Source organism: Bifidobacterium sp. UTCIF-38 (assembly GCF_006454495.1).
Lineage (GTDB): Bacteria > Actinomycetota > Actinomycetes > Actinomycetales > Bifidobacteriaceae > Bifidobacterium > Bifidobacterium callitrichos.
Genome location: NZ_JFAL01000008.1, coordinates 1 through 18,936, shown reverse-complemented (window position 1 = coordinate 18,936; position 18,936 = coordinate 1). Strand labels below are relative to the sequence as shown.

The window sequence follows — 18,936 nt, the reverse complement described above, 5'->3', positions numbered from 1 at the left end:
ATCATCACGTGAATCAGCGGGGCTTGCCACATACGTGCAGAAGCGGTCAGCTCACTGCTCGTTCTGGCCGTGGCACATCTTGTACTTACGACCGGAACCGCACGGGCACAGCGCGTTCTTGCCGGTGCCGGGGAACGTGCGGCCGTCAGCCCACGGGGTCTTGAGCTCCTCGTTCTTCGGGCGCTTGTTGGCCGGGACCTTGCCCTCGGCGTGGCTGATCGGGGCCGGGCCGGAGATGGCGGAGGTGGCCTCGCCAGCCTCGGAGGCCTTCGCGGCCTCGGCGATCGCCTGCTTCTCCTCGGCGCTCTCCTCCTCGGCCTCGGTCTCGCCTTCGGCGGTCTCGGCTGCGGTCTCGCCGTTCTCGTCCGGACCGGTGGCCTGGGCCTCATTGGCGGATGCGGCCTGCTCGGCCTGCTCTTCGGCGTCCTCGGTCCTGGCGATCTGCTGGATGTCGACGTGGAACAGCAGCTGGACGGTCTCCTCCTTGATCGCGTCGATCATGGAGTTGTACATCTGGTAGCCCTCGCGCTGGTATTCGACCAGCGGGTCGCGCTGGCCCATGCCGCGCAGGCCGATGCCGTCCTTGAGGTAGTCCATCTCGTAGAGGTGCTCGCGCCACTTGCGGTCGAGCACGGCGAGCACGACGCGGCGCTCGAGCTGGCGCAGGCCGTCGGCGCCGAGCTTGTCCTCGAACTCGGCGTACTTGGCCTTGGCGTCGGCGACGATCACGTCGCGCACGGCCTCGACGGCCTTCTCGCCCTTCTTGCCTTCGGCGGCCTTCTCGGCCTCCTCGACGGTCACGTCGGTCGGCAGGACGGTGTTGAGCGCCTTGAACAGGCCCTCCCAATCCCAGTCCTTCGGCTTGTCGGAACCGTTGTTGGCGCCCTTGACGTAGCTCTCCACGGTGTCGGAGATGAAGCGCTCGATGTCCTCGTGGATGTCTTCGCCCTTGAGCACCGCCTGACGCTCGGCGTAGATGACGGTGCGCTGCTTGTTCATCACATCGTCGTACTTGAGGACGTTCTTACGGATCTCGAAGTTCTGCGACTCGCGCGCCTTCTGCGCGGTGCGCACGCCCTTGGAGACGCTCTTGGAGTGGATCGGCTCGCCCTCGGGCAGGCCCTTGGCCATCACACGGGCGACGAGCTGCGTGTTGAACAGACGCATCAGGTCATCCTCGAGGGACAGGTAGAAGCGGGACTCGCCCGGATCGCCCTGACGGCCGGAACGACCGCGCAGCTGGTTGTCGATACGACGGGACTCGTGGCGCTCGGTGCCCAGCACGTACAGGCCGCCGAGCTCCTTGACCTCCTCGTGCTCGTCCTTGACCTGGGCCTTGACCTCGTTCAGGGTGCCCGGCCAGCGCTTCTCGTACTCCTCCGGGGTGTCCTCCGGCGAGTAGCCCTCGGACTTGAGCTTGGCGTCGGCGAGGAACTCGACGTTGCCGCCGAGCATGATATCGGTACCACGACCGGCCATGTTGGTGGCCACGGTGACGGCGCCCTTGCGGCCGGCGACCGCGACGATCGCGGCCTCCTTGTCGTGCTGCTTGGCGTTGAGGACCTGATGGGGGATGTTGGCGACGTCGAGCAGTGTGGAGACGACCTCGGAGCTCTCGACGGACGCGGTGCCAAGCAGAACCGGCTGGCCCTTGGCGTGACGGGCGGCGACGTCCTTGATGACGGCGGCGAGCTTCTCCTTCTTGGTGCGGAAGATGAAGTCGTCCTGATCCTTGCGGATCATCGGGCGGTTGGTCGGGATCGGCAGCACGCCCAGCTTGTAGGTGCTCATGAACTCGGCCGCCTCGGTCTCGGCGGTACCGGTCATGCCGGAGAGCTTGTCGTACATGCGGAAGTAGTTCTGCAGGGTGATGGTGGCGAAGGTCTGGTTCTCGGCCTTGACCTCCACGCCCTCCTTGGCCTCGATGGCCTGGTGCAGGCCCTCGTTGTAGCGACGGCCCGGCAGCACACGGCCGGTGTGCTCGTCGACGATGAGGACCTCGCCGTGGGTGACGACGTAGTCGCGGTCGCGCAGGAACAGCTCCTTGGCCTTGATGGCGTTGTTGAGGTAGCCGATCAGGGCGGTGTTGGCCGGCTCGTACAGGTTGTCGATGCCGAGGAAGTCCTCGACCTTGGTGATGCCCGGATCCTTGATGCCGACGACCTTCTTCTTCTCGTCGACCTCGTAGTCCTCGTCGCGGGTGAGCTTCAGGACCAGCTTGGCGAAGGTGCGGTACCAGCGGGTCACGTCGCCCTCGGCAGGGCCGGAGATGATCAACGGGGTACGGGCCTCGTCGATGAGGATGGAGTCGACCTCGTCGACGATGGCGAAGTGGTGGCCGCGCTGCACCAGCTCGTTCTTCTCCCACGCCATGTTGTCGCGCAGGTAGTCGAAGCCGAACTCGTTGTTGGTGCCGTAGGTGATGTCGGCGTTGTACTGCTTGCGGCGCTCCGGCGGCTTCTGCTCGGTGAGGATGCAGCCGACGTTCATGCCGAGGAAGCGGTAGATGCGGCCCATCAGCTCGCTCTGGTAGCTGGCGAGGTAGTCGTTGACGGTGACGACGTGGACGCCCTTGCCCTCAAGCGCGTTCAGGTACGCCGGCAGGGTGGCGACCAGGGTCTTGCCCTCACCGGTCTTCATCTCGGCGATGTTGCCCCAATGCAAGGCGGCACCGCCCATGAGCTGCACGTCGAAATGACGCTGGCCGAGGGTGCGCTTGGAGACCTCGCGCACGGTGGCGAACGCCTCAGGCATGATGTCGTCGAGCTTCTTGCCGTTGTCGAGCTGCTGCTTGAACTTGGGCGTCTGGGCCTTGAGCTCCTCGTCGGAGAGCGCCGAGATCTCATCCTCGAGCGCGTTCACGGCCTTGGCCACGCCCTCGAGCTTCTTGATCTGGCGGCCTTCGCCCATGCGCAGGGCCTTATCAACGATATCTACCACTATTCGCTCCTGTGTCGTTCCTTCGTTCCGCAGCCCGCCCCGCCATCCCCGTTGTCCACGTGGATTTCGAAAAGGCGTGCGGCGGACACACTGCCGACCATCATACGCGACATTGCCGATAACGTGGGCATATTCCCATATTCGGTCGCGCACGTGAAAATACGATGAGGTCCCCGCAACCGATTAAACCGGTTGCGGGGACCTCATCGATCCGAATCATCGGTCCACATCACCTCGTGGACCGGCCGTCCCCTCACTGCTTGGCGACGTTCTCCGGGGTGTCGATCTCGAACACGCCGTAGCTCCAACCGTGACGGTGGTAGACGACGGACGGACGACCGGTCTCCTTGTTGACGAACAGGAAGAAGTCGTGTCCGATCAGCTCCATCTCGTACAGGGCCTCGTCGATGCTCATCGGCTCGGCGATGTGCAGCTTGCGGCGGATGACGATCGGCGTGTCACCGACCTGGACCTCCACCGACTCACCCGGGCCAAGATCGGAGGCGACTGCGGCGGCGGGGCTGTTGTTCGGCTCCTCCGGCTCATTCTCCTCCGCGCTCTCCGGCTCGACCACGCCCAGATCCACCGGAGCGGGGTTGGTGTAGCCGCGACGATGATCCTTACGACGATCGCGGGTGCGGCGCAGACGCAGGGTCAGCTTGTCGAGCGCCATGTCGAGCGCGCTATACTCATCGGCGCTCGAGGCCTCGGCACGCACCACGGTGCTGCCGGCGATGATGGTGATTTCCACGCGCTTGGCGGTATCCGCCTGACGCGGGTTGCCCTCGTGAGTGACCACGACCTGCGCACGCTGCGCATCGGGGGCGATAGCGGTCACACGATTCATCTTGTTCTCTACGACATCACGGAACCTCTGCTTGATCTGCGTGTGACGTCCGGTAACGACGATTTCCATGTGGACCTCCCTTAACTCAAGCGGTCTCCCGCTATTTGCGTTCCGTTCGGCGTCTTCACCGACCGGGTATGACTCATTGTAGACGAACCTCGCGTAAACGACGGGAGAACTCGCGGGGAGCGATATGTTTCTTTCCCGACTTCACGACGAAATAATCCAGCACATATGCTGTGCGTTTGCCTTGATGCCATGTTCGTTTCGGCTCGGACATCCGCATGGACAAGCAGAAGTCGCCATTCCCAAGGAAGGCGGGAATCAGGAGAGGGAGGAGAAATGAAAAGGTGAGACCCCTTATACCCCGGGTTCTGTCGTCCCCGCGCGAACGCAGGGACGGATGGCCATCCATCTCGACCTGACGTCACCGCCAGGCTCTAGCAGCCTACCCGATGGCACGGGCGAGCAGCCCTTACCGCCATCTGCTTGGCCTTGCTCCCGATGAGGCTTGCCATGCGGCTCGCTGTTACCAGCGGCCCGGTGGTCTCTTACACCGCCGTTTCACCCTTACCCGTCGTGGACGGGCGGTCTGTTCTCTGCTGCGCTATCTCTCAGGTCACCCTGGGCGGACGTTATCCGCCATCGTGCTCTGCGGAGCCCGGAAGTTCCTCAGTCACTCGCAATGAAGTCCGCGACCGCGGCCATCAAGAGGTCTCACAAGCGGACCATTATACATAGACTGCGGATATTGACCGCGTGGACTAGTCCAGCAGCTCGTGCGCCACGCGACGCAGCGTCTCCGGGTCATGCCCCTTGCGTCCGCCGGCCGACCATAGGCGACGCTGGCGCACCTGTCTTTCAAGGCCCCGGGTTCTGCGCGCCACCTGACGCCCCAGCTCCCATGCGGCCTCCTCGAACACGCCCTCGCTTTCGGCCTCATCGGCCACGCTGGTGGCCAGTGCACGGTCGACACCCTTGCGTGTGAGCTCCATGATGGTTCCCCGTCTGCCCATCATGCGGCCGGCGCAGTAGCGGACCACCGATTCGGCGTAGTCGCGGTCGTCAAGCAGATGGAGTTCGGTCAGTCGGTCGATGACCTCGTCGACGACACCGGCGGCGTACCCCTTATCAAGCAGACGGCCACGCAACATGCCGGACGAGCGCGCCGCAGCGTCCAGCAGGCGCAGGGCCGCCTCACGACAGGCGTCCGCATCGGACGGATCCTCCACCTCACCGTTGCCCCTTCCCCAGCGGGAGAACCTCGAGGGGCGAGCGGCACGGGCATCGCCGTCGTCATCCGGCGCGTTCTCGTCGATGGCGTTCCCGGTGTCGGCGCAGAACGACGGCCCGTGAACTCCGCCCGCGAGCGCGTCATCCACACGGATGCCGTCCTCACGGGCGGAACGAACGGGGTGCCCCGCGCTCCCCTCCGGCGCGACCGGATGACGCCGGAGGAACTCCTCGGCACTGATCATCGTCAGGCCTTGGTCCCGGACTTCGCCGTCGCGGAGGCGGATGAGGAGGCGGAGGCCGCGGCCGCGGATTTGCCCGACTTGGACGCAGCCGCGGACTTGGCTCCGGCACCGGCGTTGGCCGATGTCACGGACACGTCCTCGGTATTGGCGTCCGCCTCGGATGCCTGCTTGGTGGCGTCGTCCTCGGCGAACTGGTCGGTCGGTTTGATGAGTCCGAACTTCTCCTTGACCTTGTTCTCGATCTCCTCGGTGACGGCCGGGTTGTCCTTGAGGAACTGACGCACCTTCTCTCTACCCTGACCCAGCTGATCCTCTCCGTAGGTGAACCAGGAGCCGGACTTCTTGACGACGCCGACCTGGATGGCCATGTCGATCACGGAGCCCTCACGGGAGATGCCCTCGCCGTAGAGCATGTCGAACTCCGCGGACTTGAAGGGCGGGGCCATCTTGTTCTTGACGACCTTGACGCGCGTGCGGTTGCCGACGGCCTCCTCGCCGTTCTTGATGGTCTGGATGCGGCGGATGTCGAGGCGCACCGAGGAGTAGAACTTGAGCGCCTTGCCGCCGGTGGTGGTCTCCGGACTGCCGAAGAACACGCCGATCTTCTCTCGCAGCTGGTTGATGAAGATGGCGGTGGTGCCCGCCTGAGCGAGTGCGCCGGTCATCTTGCGCAGCGCCTGGCTCATGAGTCGGGCCTGCAGACCGACGTGGCTGTCTCCCATGTCACCTTCGATCTCGGCCTTCGGCACGAGAGCCGCGACGGAGTCGACGACGATGACGTCGAGCGCTCCGGAGCGGATGAGCATGTCGGCGATCTCCAGCGCCTGCTCGCCGTTGTCGGGCTGGGAGACGATCAGGGAATCGGTGTCGACGCCGAGCTTGCGTGCGTAGACGGGGTCGAGGGCGTGTTCGGCGTCGATGAACGCGGCGACGCCGCCGGCCTTCTGCGCGTTGGCGACCACGTGCAGCGCCAACGTGGTCTTGCCGGACGATTCGGGTCCGTAGATCTCGACGATGCGCCCCTTGGGCAGACCGCCGATGCCGAGCGCCATGTCGAGCGCGAGCGAACCGGTGGGGATGACCTCCACGTTCTGCTCCGGCCTGTCGCCCAGCCTCATCGCCGAACCCTTGCCGAAGTTCTTCTCGACCTGCGCCAGAGCGTTGTCGAGGGCGGCCTTGCGACGCGGATCGATCTCGTGCTTTGCATCCGATGCCGGCTGCTCCTTGGGCTTGTCCACGGAGGTGGTTGCTTTCTGTGCCATGCTATTTCTCCTTGATGGTTATGCGGATGGTCGCCCCTCACGCTACGGAACGCGTTCACTGCGGTGCAAGGCGCACCGCCTCCTGTGGTTGAAACCCCTCGCACGATGGTCGGCGTGGATAACTATAGCGCATAAGACGAACATTTGTTCGAATATAAGAACCGACACGCCAATCGGATACCGGACGGGAAACCAATGGGAAGGTCAGCGTGCGGGCATCGGCGGCGCATTGTGGTCCCGACCCCACCGCTCGGCGTCGGGGACCCCCATCTGATCGCACAGCACGTTCCATACGACGCGCGGCTCCTCCCCCGCGGCCAGGGCCTCGACGACCGTCATGTTGTCCAGCTCGGTCAGCTGCTGGTCCTGCGACAATGCCCTGCCGTAGCTTCGACCGAACACCTCTTCGAGCAGCTGCCAGAATTCACGTTCCCTCACGAACATCACAGTCTAGCCGATGCGGTTCATCCCAGCAGCCAACGAACGAAAGAGGGCGGTCGGAATCCATTGTTCGGATTCCAACCGCCCCTATGACACCCTATGGCACGGATCACGACCGGATCCGCATGGACCCGGCATGAACCTCGTTACGCCTCGACCATGTCGAGCCTGTCGGCGACCATGCGCAGCAGCTGCGCGGTGGACACGCCCAACGCCTCGGCGATGGAGCTGAGCAGCTCGGAGCTGGCCTCCTTCTGACCACGCTCCACCTCCGACAGATAGCCGAGCGAGACACCGGCCTTCTCGCTGACCTCGCGAAGGGTCTTGTGATCGCGCGAACGAAGATCTCGCAGCACCCGGCCGATGGCCTCACGCAGGGTGAGCTCGCCGGTCTCTCGGATCTGCTCCCTGGCGGCAGCGGCCGTCGTGGCCGCGCGAGGCGCACGCTCGGCGCTCTCCGCCTCGTCCCACATGCGGCGTCGGGCCTCCGCGGCATCGTCTTTTGCCTTCTTGGCGGCGCGCGCCATGAGCACCTGCTGCTGGGCGAACATGACGGCACGACGCTGGGCCGGGGTCAGCTCGCGCATGCGGGCGGTGCCGGGACGCACCATCGTCGCGGCCTTGATCTGCGTCTGTTCCTCGGTGCGGGTCATCGTCTCCATAATCCCCATCCCTTTCGTGTATGTCATGCAGGTACGATTGCCTTCTACTACGACCAACAGCGAAGGGGGTCGGTTTTATTCCTGTGAAATGCCTGTGAGTACGCTCACGATTCGCAGAACGCTGTCGACGGTACGTGTCCGCACCTGTTCGCGGCTGCCGTCAAGTCGAAGTTCGACGGCGACGGTGAGACGGCCGTCGCGGCTCTCGCTCACCCCGCATCCGCCGCGCAGCGACTCCATCGGATGCAGCAGATCGGGCAGATCCAATGCCGCCGGGAAGGAGACGCCGACGTATACGAGCCCGGCCGGCTTGTCGCCGTCGGGGCCGGGACCGGCCACGCCGGTCGTCGACAGTCCCATGATGCGATCGTCGTATTCGGGCTGCGCATACAGACGCGCGGTCGCCGCGGCCATCTGACGGGCGACTTCGGGATGCACGGCACCCTCCCGCTCAAGCAGCTCTCGATCCACATGGAGGATCCGATCCTTGGCCCTGATGTCGTAGGTGACGGCGGAGCCCAGAAAGACCTTGGAGGCCCCCGGCACACGCACGAAGGCGTCGGCCAGAAGACCTCCGGTGAGCGACTCGGCGCATGCGATCCTCAGGTTCTCCCGTTCGCACCACCGCAGCAGCGCGGCGGCGAGCGTCTCGGGACGCATGGTCACTTCCTCTTCGAGCCGATGAACGTGTTGTACAGGTACACGCCACCGGAGTACAAGCACAACACCAGAGCCACGTACAGCATCGCGTAGGTGAGGAAGTAGTAGCCCTCCAGCCATGCCGGAGTGGCCTGGCCATCGTCGAAGATCCAGAACGGCAACAGCAGCATGGACAGGCCGATGCACTGGAAGAGCGTCTTGAGCTTGCCCGGCCATGCAGCGGCGATGACCTTGCCGCCGGGGCGTTCCATCACGAAGAAACGCATCACGGTGATGCCGATCTCGCGGATGAGGAACAGCGCCGTGGCCCACCACGGGAACTCGTCGAACACGGAGGCGACGATCAGCGCACCGCAGGTGAGCAGCTTGTCGGCGATCGGATCCATGAGCTTGCCCAGCTCGGTGACCTGCTTGTATTTGCGGGCCATCCATCCATCGAGCTTATCGGTGGACGCGGCGATGATGAAGATCACGCCGGCAACCCAGCGCATCGTGGGGTTGTCCTCTCCCCACGCGCCGGCGGCGATGTACAGCCCGAGGAAGATCACCACGAGCACGATGCGCGAGTAAGTGACGAGGTTCGGCGGGGCGTTCCAGCCATCAAAAAGCGACGACTTCTTGTTTTCGATAGTCTGTTCGTCAGTCATGATCCTCACAGTACCCTCACTTGTCTACACCGTTGCTGGCTTTCGTCTGACCATGAAGTGGATATGGCCCGACAAACGGCTGGACGTCGTCGCCACTACTCCTGAGGCTGCGGGCCTAAGGTCGGACCTGCTGCCTGACCGGAGGACTGCAGCGAACCGGTCTCGCCTCTGATGAACGCGAGCACGGCCGGCAGATCCTGCGGCTGGACAAGCACCTGACGCGCCTTCGACCCCTCGGAGGGACCGACCACACCACGCGATTCCAACAGGTCCATGAGACGACCCGCTTTGGCGAAGCCGACCCTGAGCTTGCGCTGAAGCATCGATGTGGAGCCAAACTGCGTGGTGACGACGAGCTCGGCCGCCTGCAGCAGCACGTCCATATCATCACCGATCTCCTCGTCCGGCTCGAGTCCCTTCTTCTCGCTCTCCTGGGCCATCTGCTCGATGTCCTCGCGGTACTTGGGCTTGCGCTGGGTGCGCACGAACTCGACCGCCTTGCGGATCTCGGATTCGGAGACCCACGATCCCTGTACACGGCGCGGCTTGGCCTCGCCCATGGGCAGGAACAGCGCATCGCCCTGGCCGATCAGCGTCTCCGCGCCGGTGGTATCGAGAATGACCCTGGAATCCGTGGCGGACGACGTCGCGAATGCGAGACGCGAGGGGATGTTCGCCTTGATCAGACCGGTGACGACGTCGACCGACGGCCTCTGCGTGGCGAGCACCAGATGCACGCCGGCGGCGCGCGCCAGCTGCGTGATGCGCTGGATCGAGCTTTCGACGTCGTTCTTGGCGACCATCATGAGGTCGGCCATCTCGTCGACCACGACGAGGATGTACGGGTAGGGCGCGACCTTACGGCCCGAACCGGCCGGCGCGTGCACCTTGCCGGCGCGCACCGCCTCGTTGAAGTCCTTGACGTGCCGGAAGCCGAAGTACTCCAGATCGGAGTAGCGCGAGTCCATCTCCTTGACGACCCATTCGAGGGCCTGCGCGGCCTTCTTCGGATCCGTGATGATCGGCGTCAGCAGATGCGGGATGCCCGCGTATGCGGACAGTTCGACGCGCTTGGGGTCGACCATGATCAGACGCACCTGATCGGGAGTGGAGCGCATGATGATCGAGGTGAGCATCGAGTTGATGAAGCTGGACTTGCCGGAACCGGTGGCGCCTGCGACCAGCAGGTGCGGCATCTTGGTCAGATCGGCGGTGACGAACTTGCCCTCGACGTCCTTGCCCACGCCCGTGAGCATGGGGTTCGGGTCGTTCATCGCGCCCGGGGAGCGCAGCACGTCGCCCAGATGCACGATCTCTCGATCCTCATTCGGGATCTCGATGCCGATGGCCGACTTGCCGGGAATCGGGGAGAGGATGCGCACGTCGGAGCTGGCCACCGCATAGGCGATGTTGCGCTGCAGATTGGTGACCTTCTCCACCTTGACGCCGGGCGCGAGCTCGACCTCGTACTGGGTGACGGACGGGCCGCGCAGGAAGCCGACGACCTTCGCGTCGACCTTGAACTGCTGGAACGTGGAGGTCAACGCGCGGATCACGCGGTCGTTGGCCGGGGTGCGCGCCGCATGGGGCTTGCCCTTGACCAGCAGGTTGACGTCGGGCAGCTGGTAGGGCTGTTCGACGACGGGGAGACCATCCGAGGTGTCGTCCGAGACCGCAGGGGAATCGCCGTACGACGCATCGGACGACGTGCCAAGTGTCGCCGACGGCAGACGGCTCTCGTCCGTGTCGGCGCCGTATGCCCCCGATCCGGCGCCCATGGCGACCGTCGCCGGTTCGACGGCGGGGAACGCGGAGCTCGACGGCACCGACGCGGCCGCATCCGCTCCGCCGGCACGTGAGGTGACGGGAGCCCACGGATCGACGCCGATGCCGTTGGGCGTGGAGGAGACGGGAACCGCAAAGGTGGCGTCATCCTGGTCGACGGCGTTGAACGGAGCCGAGATCGGCGTCAGCGGCACCGTGGACGAGGCATCGACCACCGGCGTCTCCGCGGTCTGTCCATGATGACGGGCCGCGTTCACGAACGGGTCATCGGCCTCATAGCGGTCGAGGGAGCGGTCCTCGTCATCCTTGCGACGGAAGCCGAACAGGCGCTCGAGCAACGACGGCTTTCGCGATCCGGGATTCGCGTGGTTCTCCTCGTCGTCGCCGTCATGCGTCGGCACGCCGTCGGCGAAGCGGATCGAATCGTCATCGGCATCATCTCCGGCATCGCCGCTCTTCGCCTCGCCGACCACTCCCCTGACCAGATCAGGCAGATCGGTGACGTGCACGCCGGCGACCAGCATGATGGAGAACAGGGCGATCACGACGAACACCGCGATCGCGAACGCCTTCGACAGTCCGATCTCCAGCGGGGTGCCGAGCATGTAGCCGATCAGACCGCCGGCGTTCTGCAGTTCATGCCAGTCGAATCCGTTCGCGCCAGCGGAGAACGCGATATCGATGATCGAGCATACGGACCACAGCAGCAGGCCCCATCCGGTCATCACCCTCGGATTGTTCGACCCCTTGCCGGAATTGCGCATCAGACGAATCGCGGCATACACCAGCAGCACGGGCAGCACGACGCTCGTCATGCCGAGCACGCCTGCCGCGATCGAATGAAGGAACACACCGAACGGCCCCGATACACGGAACCATTCCGAGGCACAGAACAGCACCGCCAGAACGATGAGGATGAAGCACAGGCCGTCACGGCGGTATGCTGGGTCGTACTCCCCCACCCCGGACGCCGAACGGACCGCGGCCCCCAGCGCACGCGGCACGGCGAGCAGCGTCCTCTTCCACATCGGTTCGTCGAACCCCTCGGCGGAACCGCTGTTCGCGCCGGTCTTCCCTCTGCCTGCATTGGATCGTGTCTTTGCCATAACGCTACCAATCTACCGAACCGGATGTATCCGAATCCCGGTTTTCACCCAATCGTCGCGAACTCTTCCCGTGCGCGATGGTCTACCATATTGGTATGACTCCTGCGGAACGTGCGAGCGCAGTCGCATTTGCACTCAAGAACTGCGCGCTGGAAGCGATGACGCCGGGCGAGGCGACGAGGCGCGCCGCGGCGGACTACGAGGCCGGCCATATCGACGTGGCCAGGCTGATCGATGTGGCGGACGGTGATCAGCTCCCCGCATCGGGCGTGTTCGCCCGTAACGTGCTGATCGCCGAACGCGGCTGGAGGCCGAGTGGCGATCTGTCCGAACTCGTCGCCATCCACAGGGCGCTGTTCGAAGGCGTGTTCGACGACGCGGGACTGCTGCGCACCTCGGACACGACACGCAAGGCCACGCATGACGAGGCGCGGGCAAGCAATCCGGAGGCGTTCTTCCCCGCCTCGCTCATCGAGACCGGTGCGCTGAACATCGCCACCGAGTTGGCCGAGCAGCATAATCTGCAGGCGTTGGACCGGGACGTGTTCATACCGAAGTTCGCCCACATCTATGACGAGCTCGGCTACCTGCACCCGTTCAGGGGCGGCAACGCGATGACGCTGCGCGTGTTCGGATCCCGTCTTGCGCACGACGCCGGATGGGACCTCGACTGGGGCCCGGTAACGCGTGAACGCTACAGGCAGGCCAAGCATGCGGCGTATCTGGCGGACACTTCGGTGTTCGAGCGCCTGTTCGCCGAGATGATCCGCCCCGCGAATCCGACGAGGGTGTTCCTCATCGCCGGATTCGAGCAGGGGCCCGCGCACTGAGCGTCCGATCGCGTCCGTCCGGTCGCAATCGGACGGACGCGATCGCAATCGGACGCGATCAGCCCGGTCAGACGATGTCGCCCAGATGGTGCTGCGTGTACTCGTCGGCCTTCGCGTCGATGGCGTCATAGTCGCCGGCATCGGCGTGCGCGATGACCGCCATGGCGTTGTCCACCAAACGCGGGTTCAGCGCCTGAAGCCAGTGGATGCGCGGGTCGCGGCCGAACCAGCCCATCTGCTTGCGTGCCAGACGGCGGGTCTTCTGCGCGATGTCGTTCCACGCGTCGTCATCCTCATCCCACATGCCGTCCAGCAGATCGATCATCTGCTGGTATCCAAGCGCCCTTCCGGCGGTGAATCCCAGATGCGGACGAAGTCGACGAACCTCCTCCAGGAAGCCCTGCTCGCGCATCCGCTCGGTACGGATGCCGATACGGCGGTCGAGCTCCCTCCTGTCCAGATCGAGACCGATCTGGACAGATGGGATGACGTAGCGGTATCGGGGCAGGCTCGCCGAATACGGACGTCCGGTGATCTCGATGACCTCAAGCGCGCGGATCGTACGACGCGGGTTGCGCGGATCCATGCGCGCCGCCGCCTCGGGGTCCTTGTCCCGAAGCTCGTCGAACAGCGCTCCGGCGCCCTCGAGCCGTTCGCGTTCCTCGAGGCGCGCACGCACCTGCGGATCGGTGCCGGGGAAGCTGATGTCGTCGATGGCCGCCCGGGCGTACAGGCCCGATCCGCCGACCAGGATCGGCCGGACGCCACGTGCCTTCAGTTCGGCGATGGCGGTACGGGCGAGCTGCTGGAACTTCGCTACGGTCATCGTCTCGTCAGGGTCGATGATGTCGATGAGATGATGCGGCACCTCGGCCTGCTCCTCGGCGGTCGGCTTGGCCGTGCCGATATCCATGCCGCGATACATCTGATAGGCGTCCGCGTTGACGATCTCGGCGCGCTCCCCCTGTTCGGCGAGCCGCTTGGCGATGGCGATGCCGAGCCCGGTCTTGCCGGAGGCGGTGGGTCCGACGATGGAGACGACGCGCGGTTTGCGATCAGTGGCGGACTCAGTGGCGGACATGGTAGGTCTGTCCCCTCCTCGGATCGGGATCGGCGATGAGGTTGTGTCGTCCGGCGTGGGTGACGGTGGCGGTGACGAAATCACCAATCTGCGGAGTCGGCTCGCCCTCCGGCACGCGGATGTGCACGAGCACACCCGTCCGCTCGCGTCCGGTGACGCGATGCGTGTCAGAGTCCTTCTTGCCCTGCATGCCGGTGATCATCACCTCGACGTCACGGCCTTCGAACGTGGCGAGGTTCTCCTCGGTGATCCGCTCCTGCAGGGCGACGAGACGATCGAAGCGCTCCTGGACCACATCATGCGGGATCTGCGGCATGGAGGCGGCGGGGGTCCCGGGACGGGGCGAATAGATGAACATGAACGCCGAGGAGAAACGGGCCTCGCGGACCACGTCCAGCGTGGCCTGGAAGTCCTCCTCCGTCTCCCCGGGGAATCCGACGATCACGTCGGTGGAGATCTGCGCGTCCGGCATGGCGGCGCGGATGCGCCCGAGGATGTCCATGAACTTGGCGGAGCGGTAGGATCGGCGCATCGCGCGCAGGATTCGGTCGGAGCCGGACTGCAGCGGGAAGTGCAGCTGGTGCATGACGTTCGGCGTCTCGGCCATCGCGGCGATGACGTCATCGGTGAACGCGGCCGGATGCGGTGAGGTGAAGCGCACACGCTCGAGGCCTTCGATCGTGCCGCAGGCGCGCAGCAGCTTGCTGAACGCGTAGCGATCGCCCATGCCGTAGCCGAAGGAGTTCACGTTCTGTCCGAGCAGCGTGACCTCCTTCGCGCCATTGGCCACGCAGGTGCGAATCTCGTCGAGGATGTCGCCGGGACGACGGTCCTTCTCCTTGCCTCGGGTGGTGGGCACGATGCAGAACGTGCAGGTGTTGTTGCAGCCCACGGAGATCGCGACCCAGGAGCTCACGCGCGAGGCACGGGCGGCAGGCAGCTGGCTGGGCATCAGGTCGAGCTTGTCGGCGACCTCGACCTGGGGCTTGCCGGTGATGCGGTTCTGGTCGAGCAGCCTCGGCAGCACGTCGATGTTCTTCGTGCCGAAGACGGCGGAGACCCATGGCGCCTTGTCTGCGATCTTCCTGCGGTCGATCTGGGCCATGCATCCGCCGACGGCGATCTGCAAATTCGGACGATGCAGCTTGACGCGGTTGTAGCGGCCCACGGTGCCGTACATCTTCTCGGTGGCGTTCTCACGCACTGCGCAGGTGTTGAGCACGATCAGGTCGAGATCGTTGTCGAGCACCTGCTCCTCGCTGGCGGGCACGTAGCCGTCCGCCTCGAGTACGCCCGCGATGCGTTCGGAATCATGCACGTTCATCTGGCAGCCCAGCGTGTCGATGTGGAACACGCCCTTGCCGCGCGATCCGGCGAGGGCCTGGGCCTCGGCCGTGCCGGCCTCAATCGAGGCGCGCTCCGCCTCGGTCATCATGTCTTCATTCATAGCGGCTCATTCTATGAGACGGTCGCGTCATGCCTCGATCGGCATGGTGTATCGGCATGGGTCCATCGACGGACCCCATCGACGGACCCCATCGACGAGACGGTCGGGTCGTGCGAAGATTCCCCGGCAACATTCAGGTTCGCCGCGGCGAGGACGATAGAATATGACCCGTGATACTTGACCGACAGTCCAAAATGAGCACCACTGATCTGAAGGCACGTCTCAAGGGCCTGAGTCTGGCGGACGGCACGTTCGACGCCGACCAGATCACCGAATTCATCGACCTCATGCAGGTGTACGAAGGTGCGATGTACGAGATCTCGACGAAACTGGAGATCCTCGACGGCGAGTTCCAGGTGCGGTTCAGCCACAACCCGATCCACCACATGGAACGCCGACTGAAGTCGGTGAACTCCATCATGGGCAAGCTGGAACGCAAGGGACTGCCGCTGGCGGTGAACTCCATCAAGGACAACCTGTTCGACGTGGCCGGCATCCGCGTGATCTGCAACTACCGGGACGACGTGTATTCGGTGTCGAACTACCTGTCCGCACAGTCGGACATCCAGGTGCTGCGCGTGAAGGACTACATCAAGAACCCGAAGCAGAACGGCTACCGTTCGCTGCATGTGATCTACGCGGTGCCGGTGTTCCTGTCCTCGGGCGCGCACTACACGCCTGTGGAGGTGCAGTTCCGCACCATCGCTATGGACTACTGGGCGAGCCTCGAACACGCGCTGCGCTACAAGACCGACCTGCCGGACGCCAAGCTCAGCGAGCATTCGCAGACGCTGCTCGACTGCGCGCGCAGCCTGCAGAACATCGAGGTGCAGATGCAGAACATCCACCGCGACATCAACGGCGCGCCTCAGGTCGAGGAGACGCCGAAGACGACGAACTGAGCCGTTTCGGCACTCTGGCGGGAGCCTGCGCGAGCAGGGTTCCCGCGAAGATGAGCGCACATCCGAGGTAGCCGCGCGGCGTCATCACCTCGCCGAGGAAGATCGCGCCGCCCACCACCGAGAAGAACGACTCGAGGCTCATCAGCAGACTGGCGCGGGTGGGCGGCACCCACTGCTGGCCTATCGCCTGCAGCGTATAGGCGATGCCCACCGAGCCGATTCCGGCATAGACGATCGGAGGCCATGCCGCCACGGCTCCATCCCAGTCGATGGAGCCTTCGATCGCCGAACCGATCCAGCTCAGCACCGCGGTGGTGGAGAACTGCACGAAGGAGAGCATGATCGCGTCGACATGTGATCCGAGCTCATCGATGACGAGGATGTGTGTGGCGAACAGCACCGCGGTGAACAGTAGCAGCAGATCGGCCAGACCGAGGGATCCGAAGCCGTCGGTCACGCATAGCAGGTAGAAGCCGATGACCGCAAGCATCACGGCGATGACGACAAGGATGCCGATGCGTCGACGTAGGAACACGAAGGCGAGCAACGGCACGATCACGATGTACAGGGCGGTGATGAACCCGGCACGTCCGGCCGATTTGCCGTAGAGGATGCCGTATTGCTGGAGGGTGCTTGCGGTGAAGAGCACAACACCGCAGATCATGCCGACGACAACGGGGTTGGCGAGAATCGTCCTGCTGACGGTGTCGATGCCTTCGACGCCGTCGATGCCGTCATGTGCCGCCGTCCTGCCGTCCGTCCTCCTGCGCCGATGCAGCATCAGCAGCACCGGCAGCAGGGAGAGCGCGCCGAGCGTGAATCTGGTGGCGTTGAAGAACAACGGGGTGACCGCATCCATGCCCTGCACCTGCGCGACGAATGCGAATCCCCAGATCAGCGCGCATACCACGAGGCACGCCATGCCCACGATATCCTGTCTTCTCATGGGGACCAACGTAGCGCCGACGTATTGCGGGCAGGAAAAAGCCCGACCACATGGTGGTCGGGCGTATCGGATGTTCACCTGCGCTCAGTCGGCCGGAGTCTGTTCGACCGTTCCTGCCATCAGGGTCGCATCAGTGTGATTCCCAAGATCGTCAGTCCCTGTTGCCGAAGAGCTGAAGGATGTACAGGAACATGTTCACGAAGTCGAGGTACAGGTTCAGCGCGCACAGAATGGAGATCTTCCTGATCATCTCCGGACCCTGCGCCTCGTACTGGGCGAACAGGGCGCGCGTGGACTGCGCATCGTACATGGTCATGCCGGCGAACAGGATCAGGCCGAAGGCGCACATGATCTGCGTCATGCCGGAGACGCCGGGGATGAGCATGAGCACGAACTGGGAGATGATGAGCACGATCAGGCCGACCATGAGAATCGGTCCGAACTTGAGCATGTCGAACTTGGTGGTGAGGCTGAACATCGTCAACGCGAAGAAGAACGCGGCGGTGATGCCCAGCGCAATGCCGATCGATCCCAGATCGTAGACCATGAAGATCGAGCTCAGGGTGAAACCCATAAGCGCCGCATACACATAGAACATCGCACGCGCGGCGCCGACGCTCATCTTCATGATGCGCGCGCCGAGTATGACGGCGAGCGCCACCTGCACGACGCACAGACCGATGAGGCCAAACATGCCGGTGGACATGAGGAACGCGTAGTACAGTCCGCTTGCCTGTCCGAGGACGGCGACGACGGCGGTCACGATCAGACCGATGGTCATCTCGCCGTAGGCCTTGGTGACGGAGACGCGACGCGCCTCCTCGTAGGAGTAGGCGACCTGCGCGTCGATGGCGGCACCCGCGCCGCCCTGCCCGGCGTAGGCGTACTGGGGCTGGGCGTAGGGCTGCTGGTACTGGGGCTGCTGGTTCGCGTTCGCGTACTGGTACTGCTGCTGATACTGCTGGCCGGCACCGTATCCGGTGTTGAGGTTGTTGCCGCCCTGCGGCTCGTAGTTCGGGTTTGGCTGGGGCTGCTGACCGAATGTCATGTTGGCTCCTTTGGTATTCGTTCAGCCCCATCTTAGGGGTACGAAGCTTACGATTCCATGAATACGTTCGCTGTGGACGTATGTGGACATGGGCGTCGGGCCCCGATCCGCATGGATTCAGGGCCCGACGTATGAGGTGTATGACGAGTCGTAGGGCGAATGACCGTCAGCTCGCCGATGACGTCAGGTCGTAGATGGTGACTCCATCCACGGTCTGCGCCTCGTAGTGTTCGGAGACCCAGGAGGCGATCTCACTCGCCGCGTCGGAGCCGCCGAGCTGGCGGCCGCCCATGCCGCCACCGGAGATGTAGTAGTGGATGAGTCCCTGTTCGACGTAGCTCTTGAACTGCTCGAGGGAGGGGGCCGGGTCGGAGCCGTTGAAGCCGCCGATGGCCATGACTGCCTGTTCGCTGGCCAGCTGGTAGCTGGCGGCGTTCTGGGAGCCGGTGGTGGCCGCCGCCCAACGATACTGATCGGCGTTCTCCTTGAGCATCGCGACGACCTCCTCGCTGGCGGTACCGCCGCCGAGCAGGCCACCACCCATGCCGCCGCCGGAGCCGCGCTGGCCGTCATAGCCGTTGGTCGACGGCTGGCCGTCCGGTTGCTGGCCGTCCGGTTGCTGACCGTCCGATCCGGCTGACTGGCCGTCGGTCGACTGTCCCGGCATGCCCATGCCGCCGGGAGCGCCCTGGCCGCCGAATCCGCCGCCCGGGCCCGCCTGACCGCCCGGACCACCCTGACCGCCGCCCGGACCACCCATACCGGTCGAGTTGGCGACGTTCGGACCGGCGGTGACGATCGAACCCATGTGCCCGGTGGAGACGGTGTACGCGGTCCACGCCAGAGGACCGGCG

General features: G+C 64.5%; 15 protein-coding genes, 1 other RNA gene and 1 pseudogene. 2 read left to right on the top strand and 15 right to left on the bottom strand.

Annotation, left to right across the window (positions count from 1 at the left end; genetic code table 11):
* Positions 1-51 precede the first annotated feature (51 nt).
* The 10 genes from secA to BW11_RS03990 all read right to left on the bottom strand — a co-directional run bounded on the left by secA (position 52) and on the right by BW11_RS03990 (position 11,828).
* Complete coding sequence (gene secA / locus BW11_RS04035) at positions 52-2,940, bottom strand: preprotein translocase subunit SecA (protein ID WP_140444754.1); 2,889 nt, start codon at positions 2,938-2,940, stop codon at positions 52-54.
* Positions 2,941-3,193: 253 nt separating this feature from the next.
* Positions 3,194-3,856: a ribosome hibernation-promoting factor, HPF/YfiA family gene (gene hpf, locus BW11_RS04030; protein WP_140444753.1), complete on the bottom strand. Its 663-nt coding sequence runs from the start codon at positions 3,854-3,856 to the stop codon at positions 3,194-3,196.
* A gap of 278 nt (positions 3,857-4,134) precedes the next feature.
* Positions 4,135-4,507, bottom strand: an RNA gene (rnpB, locus tag BW11_RS04025) — RNase P RNA component class A.
* 44 nt (positions 4,508-4,551) lie between these two features.
* Positions 4,552-5,265 carry a regulatory protein RecX gene (locus BW11_RS04020; protein WP_140444752.1) on the bottom strand — a complete coding sequence of 238 codons (714 nt, stop codon included), beginning with the start codon at positions 5,263-5,265 and terminating at the stop codon, positions 4,552-4,554.
* Between the two features lie 2 nt (positions 5,266-5,267).
* On the bottom strand, positions 5,268-6,527 hold the full coding sequence (gene recA / locus BW11_RS04015; RefSeq protein ID WP_140444751.1) for a recombinase RecA: 1,260 nt from the start codon (positions 6,525-6,527) through the stop codon (positions 5,268-5,270).
* A 204-nt stretch (positions 6,528-6,731) separates the two neighbouring features.
* Positions 6,732-6,971, bottom strand: a complete 240-nt coding sequence (locus tag BW11_RS04010; RefSeq protein ID WP_107043547.1) for a DUF3046 domain-containing protein — start codon at positions 6,969-6,971, stop codon at positions 6,732-6,734.
* Positions 6,972-7,114: 143 nt separating this feature from the next.
* A complete protein-coding gene (locus BW11_RS04005) occupies positions 7,115-7,630 on the bottom strand; it encodes a helix-turn-helix domain-containing protein (RefSeq protein ID WP_043163833.1) in 516 nt (171 codons plus the stop codon).
* A 75-nt stretch (positions 7,631-7,705) separates the two neighbouring features.
* Positions 7,706-8,290 carry a CinA family protein gene (locus tag BW11_RS04000; protein ID WP_043163831.1) on the bottom strand — a complete coding sequence of 195 codons (585 nt, stop codon included), beginning with the start codon at positions 8,288-8,290 and terminating at the stop codon, positions 7,706-7,708.
* A 2-nt stretch (positions 8,291-8,292) separates the two neighbouring features.
* Positions 8,293-8,937 (bottom strand): CDP-diacylglycerol--glycerol-3-phosphate 3-phosphatidyltransferase, encoded by a 645-nt coding sequence (gene pgsA / locus BW11_RS03995; RefSeq protein WP_140444750.1) that lies wholly within the window; start codon positions 8,935-8,937, stop codon positions 8,293-8,295.
* A 95-nt stretch (positions 8,938-9,032) separates the two neighbouring features.
* On the bottom strand, positions 9,033-11,828 hold the full coding sequence (locus BW11_RS03990) for a DNA translocase FtsK (RefSeq protein ID WP_140444749.1): 2,796 nt from the start codon (positions 11,826-11,828) through the stop codon (positions 9,033-9,035).
* 158 nt (positions 11,829-11,986) lie between these two features.
* Here BW11_RS03990 and BW11_RS03985 point away from each other — a divergent pair, with 158 nt between their 5' ends.
* Entirely contained in the window at positions 11,987-12,658 is a 672-nt protein-coding gene (locus tag BW11_RS03985; protein ID WP_181162499.1) for a Fic family protein, read from the top strand.
* A gap of 67 nt (positions 12,659-12,725) precedes the next feature.
* On the opposite strand, the gene miaA is transcribed toward BW11_RS03985, so the two are convergent.
* Positions 12,726-13,739 (bottom strand): tRNA (adenosine(37)-N6)-dimethylallyltransferase MiaA, encoded by a 1,014-nt coding sequence (miaA, locus tag BW11_RS03980; protein WP_140444748.1) that lies wholly within the window; start codon positions 13,737-13,739, stop codon positions 12,726-12,728.
* Positions 13,726-15,186, bottom strand: a complete 1,461-nt coding sequence (gene miaB / locus BW11_RS03975; protein WP_181162484.1) for a tRNA (N6-isopentenyl adenosine(37)-C2)-methylthiotransferase MiaB — start codon at positions 15,184-15,186, stop codon at positions 13,726-13,728. The genes miaA and miaB overlap by 14 nt, the downstream gene beginning before the upstream one ends.
* 194 nt (positions 15,187-15,380) lie before the next feature.
* Here miaB and BW11_RS03970 point away from each other — a divergent pair, with 194 nt between their 5' ends.
* Positions 15,381-16,088 carry a GTP pyrophosphokinase family protein gene (locus tag BW11_RS03970; protein WP_052118941.1) on the top strand — a complete coding sequence of 236 codons (708 nt, stop codon included), beginning with the start codon at positions 15,381-15,383 and terminating at the stop codon, positions 16,086-16,088.
* Here the strand turns inward: BW11_RS03970 and BW11_RS03965 are convergent.
* The 3 genes and pseudogenes from BW11_RS03965 to BW11_RS11500 form a co-directional block, all read right to left on the bottom strand.
* Positions 16,042-17,010 carry a DMT family transporter gene (locus tag BW11_RS03965; RefSeq protein WP_140444841.1) on the bottom strand — a complete coding sequence of 323 codons (969 nt, stop codon included), beginning with the start codon at positions 17,008-17,010 and terminating at the stop codon, positions 16,042-16,044. The genes BW11_RS03970 and BW11_RS03965 overlap by 47 nt on opposite strands.
* 175 nt (positions 17,011-17,185) lie before the next feature.
* On the bottom strand, positions 17,186-18,082 hold the full coding sequence (locus tag BW11_RS03960; RefSeq protein WP_140444747.1) for a Bax inhibitor-1/YccA family protein: 897 nt from the start codon (positions 18,080-18,082) through the stop codon (positions 17,186-17,188).
* A 166-nt stretch (positions 18,083-18,248) separates the two neighbouring features.
* Positions 18,249-18,936 (bottom strand): annotated as a pseudogene (locus BW11_RS11500) (glycosyl transferase family 39); the annotation flags it as partial.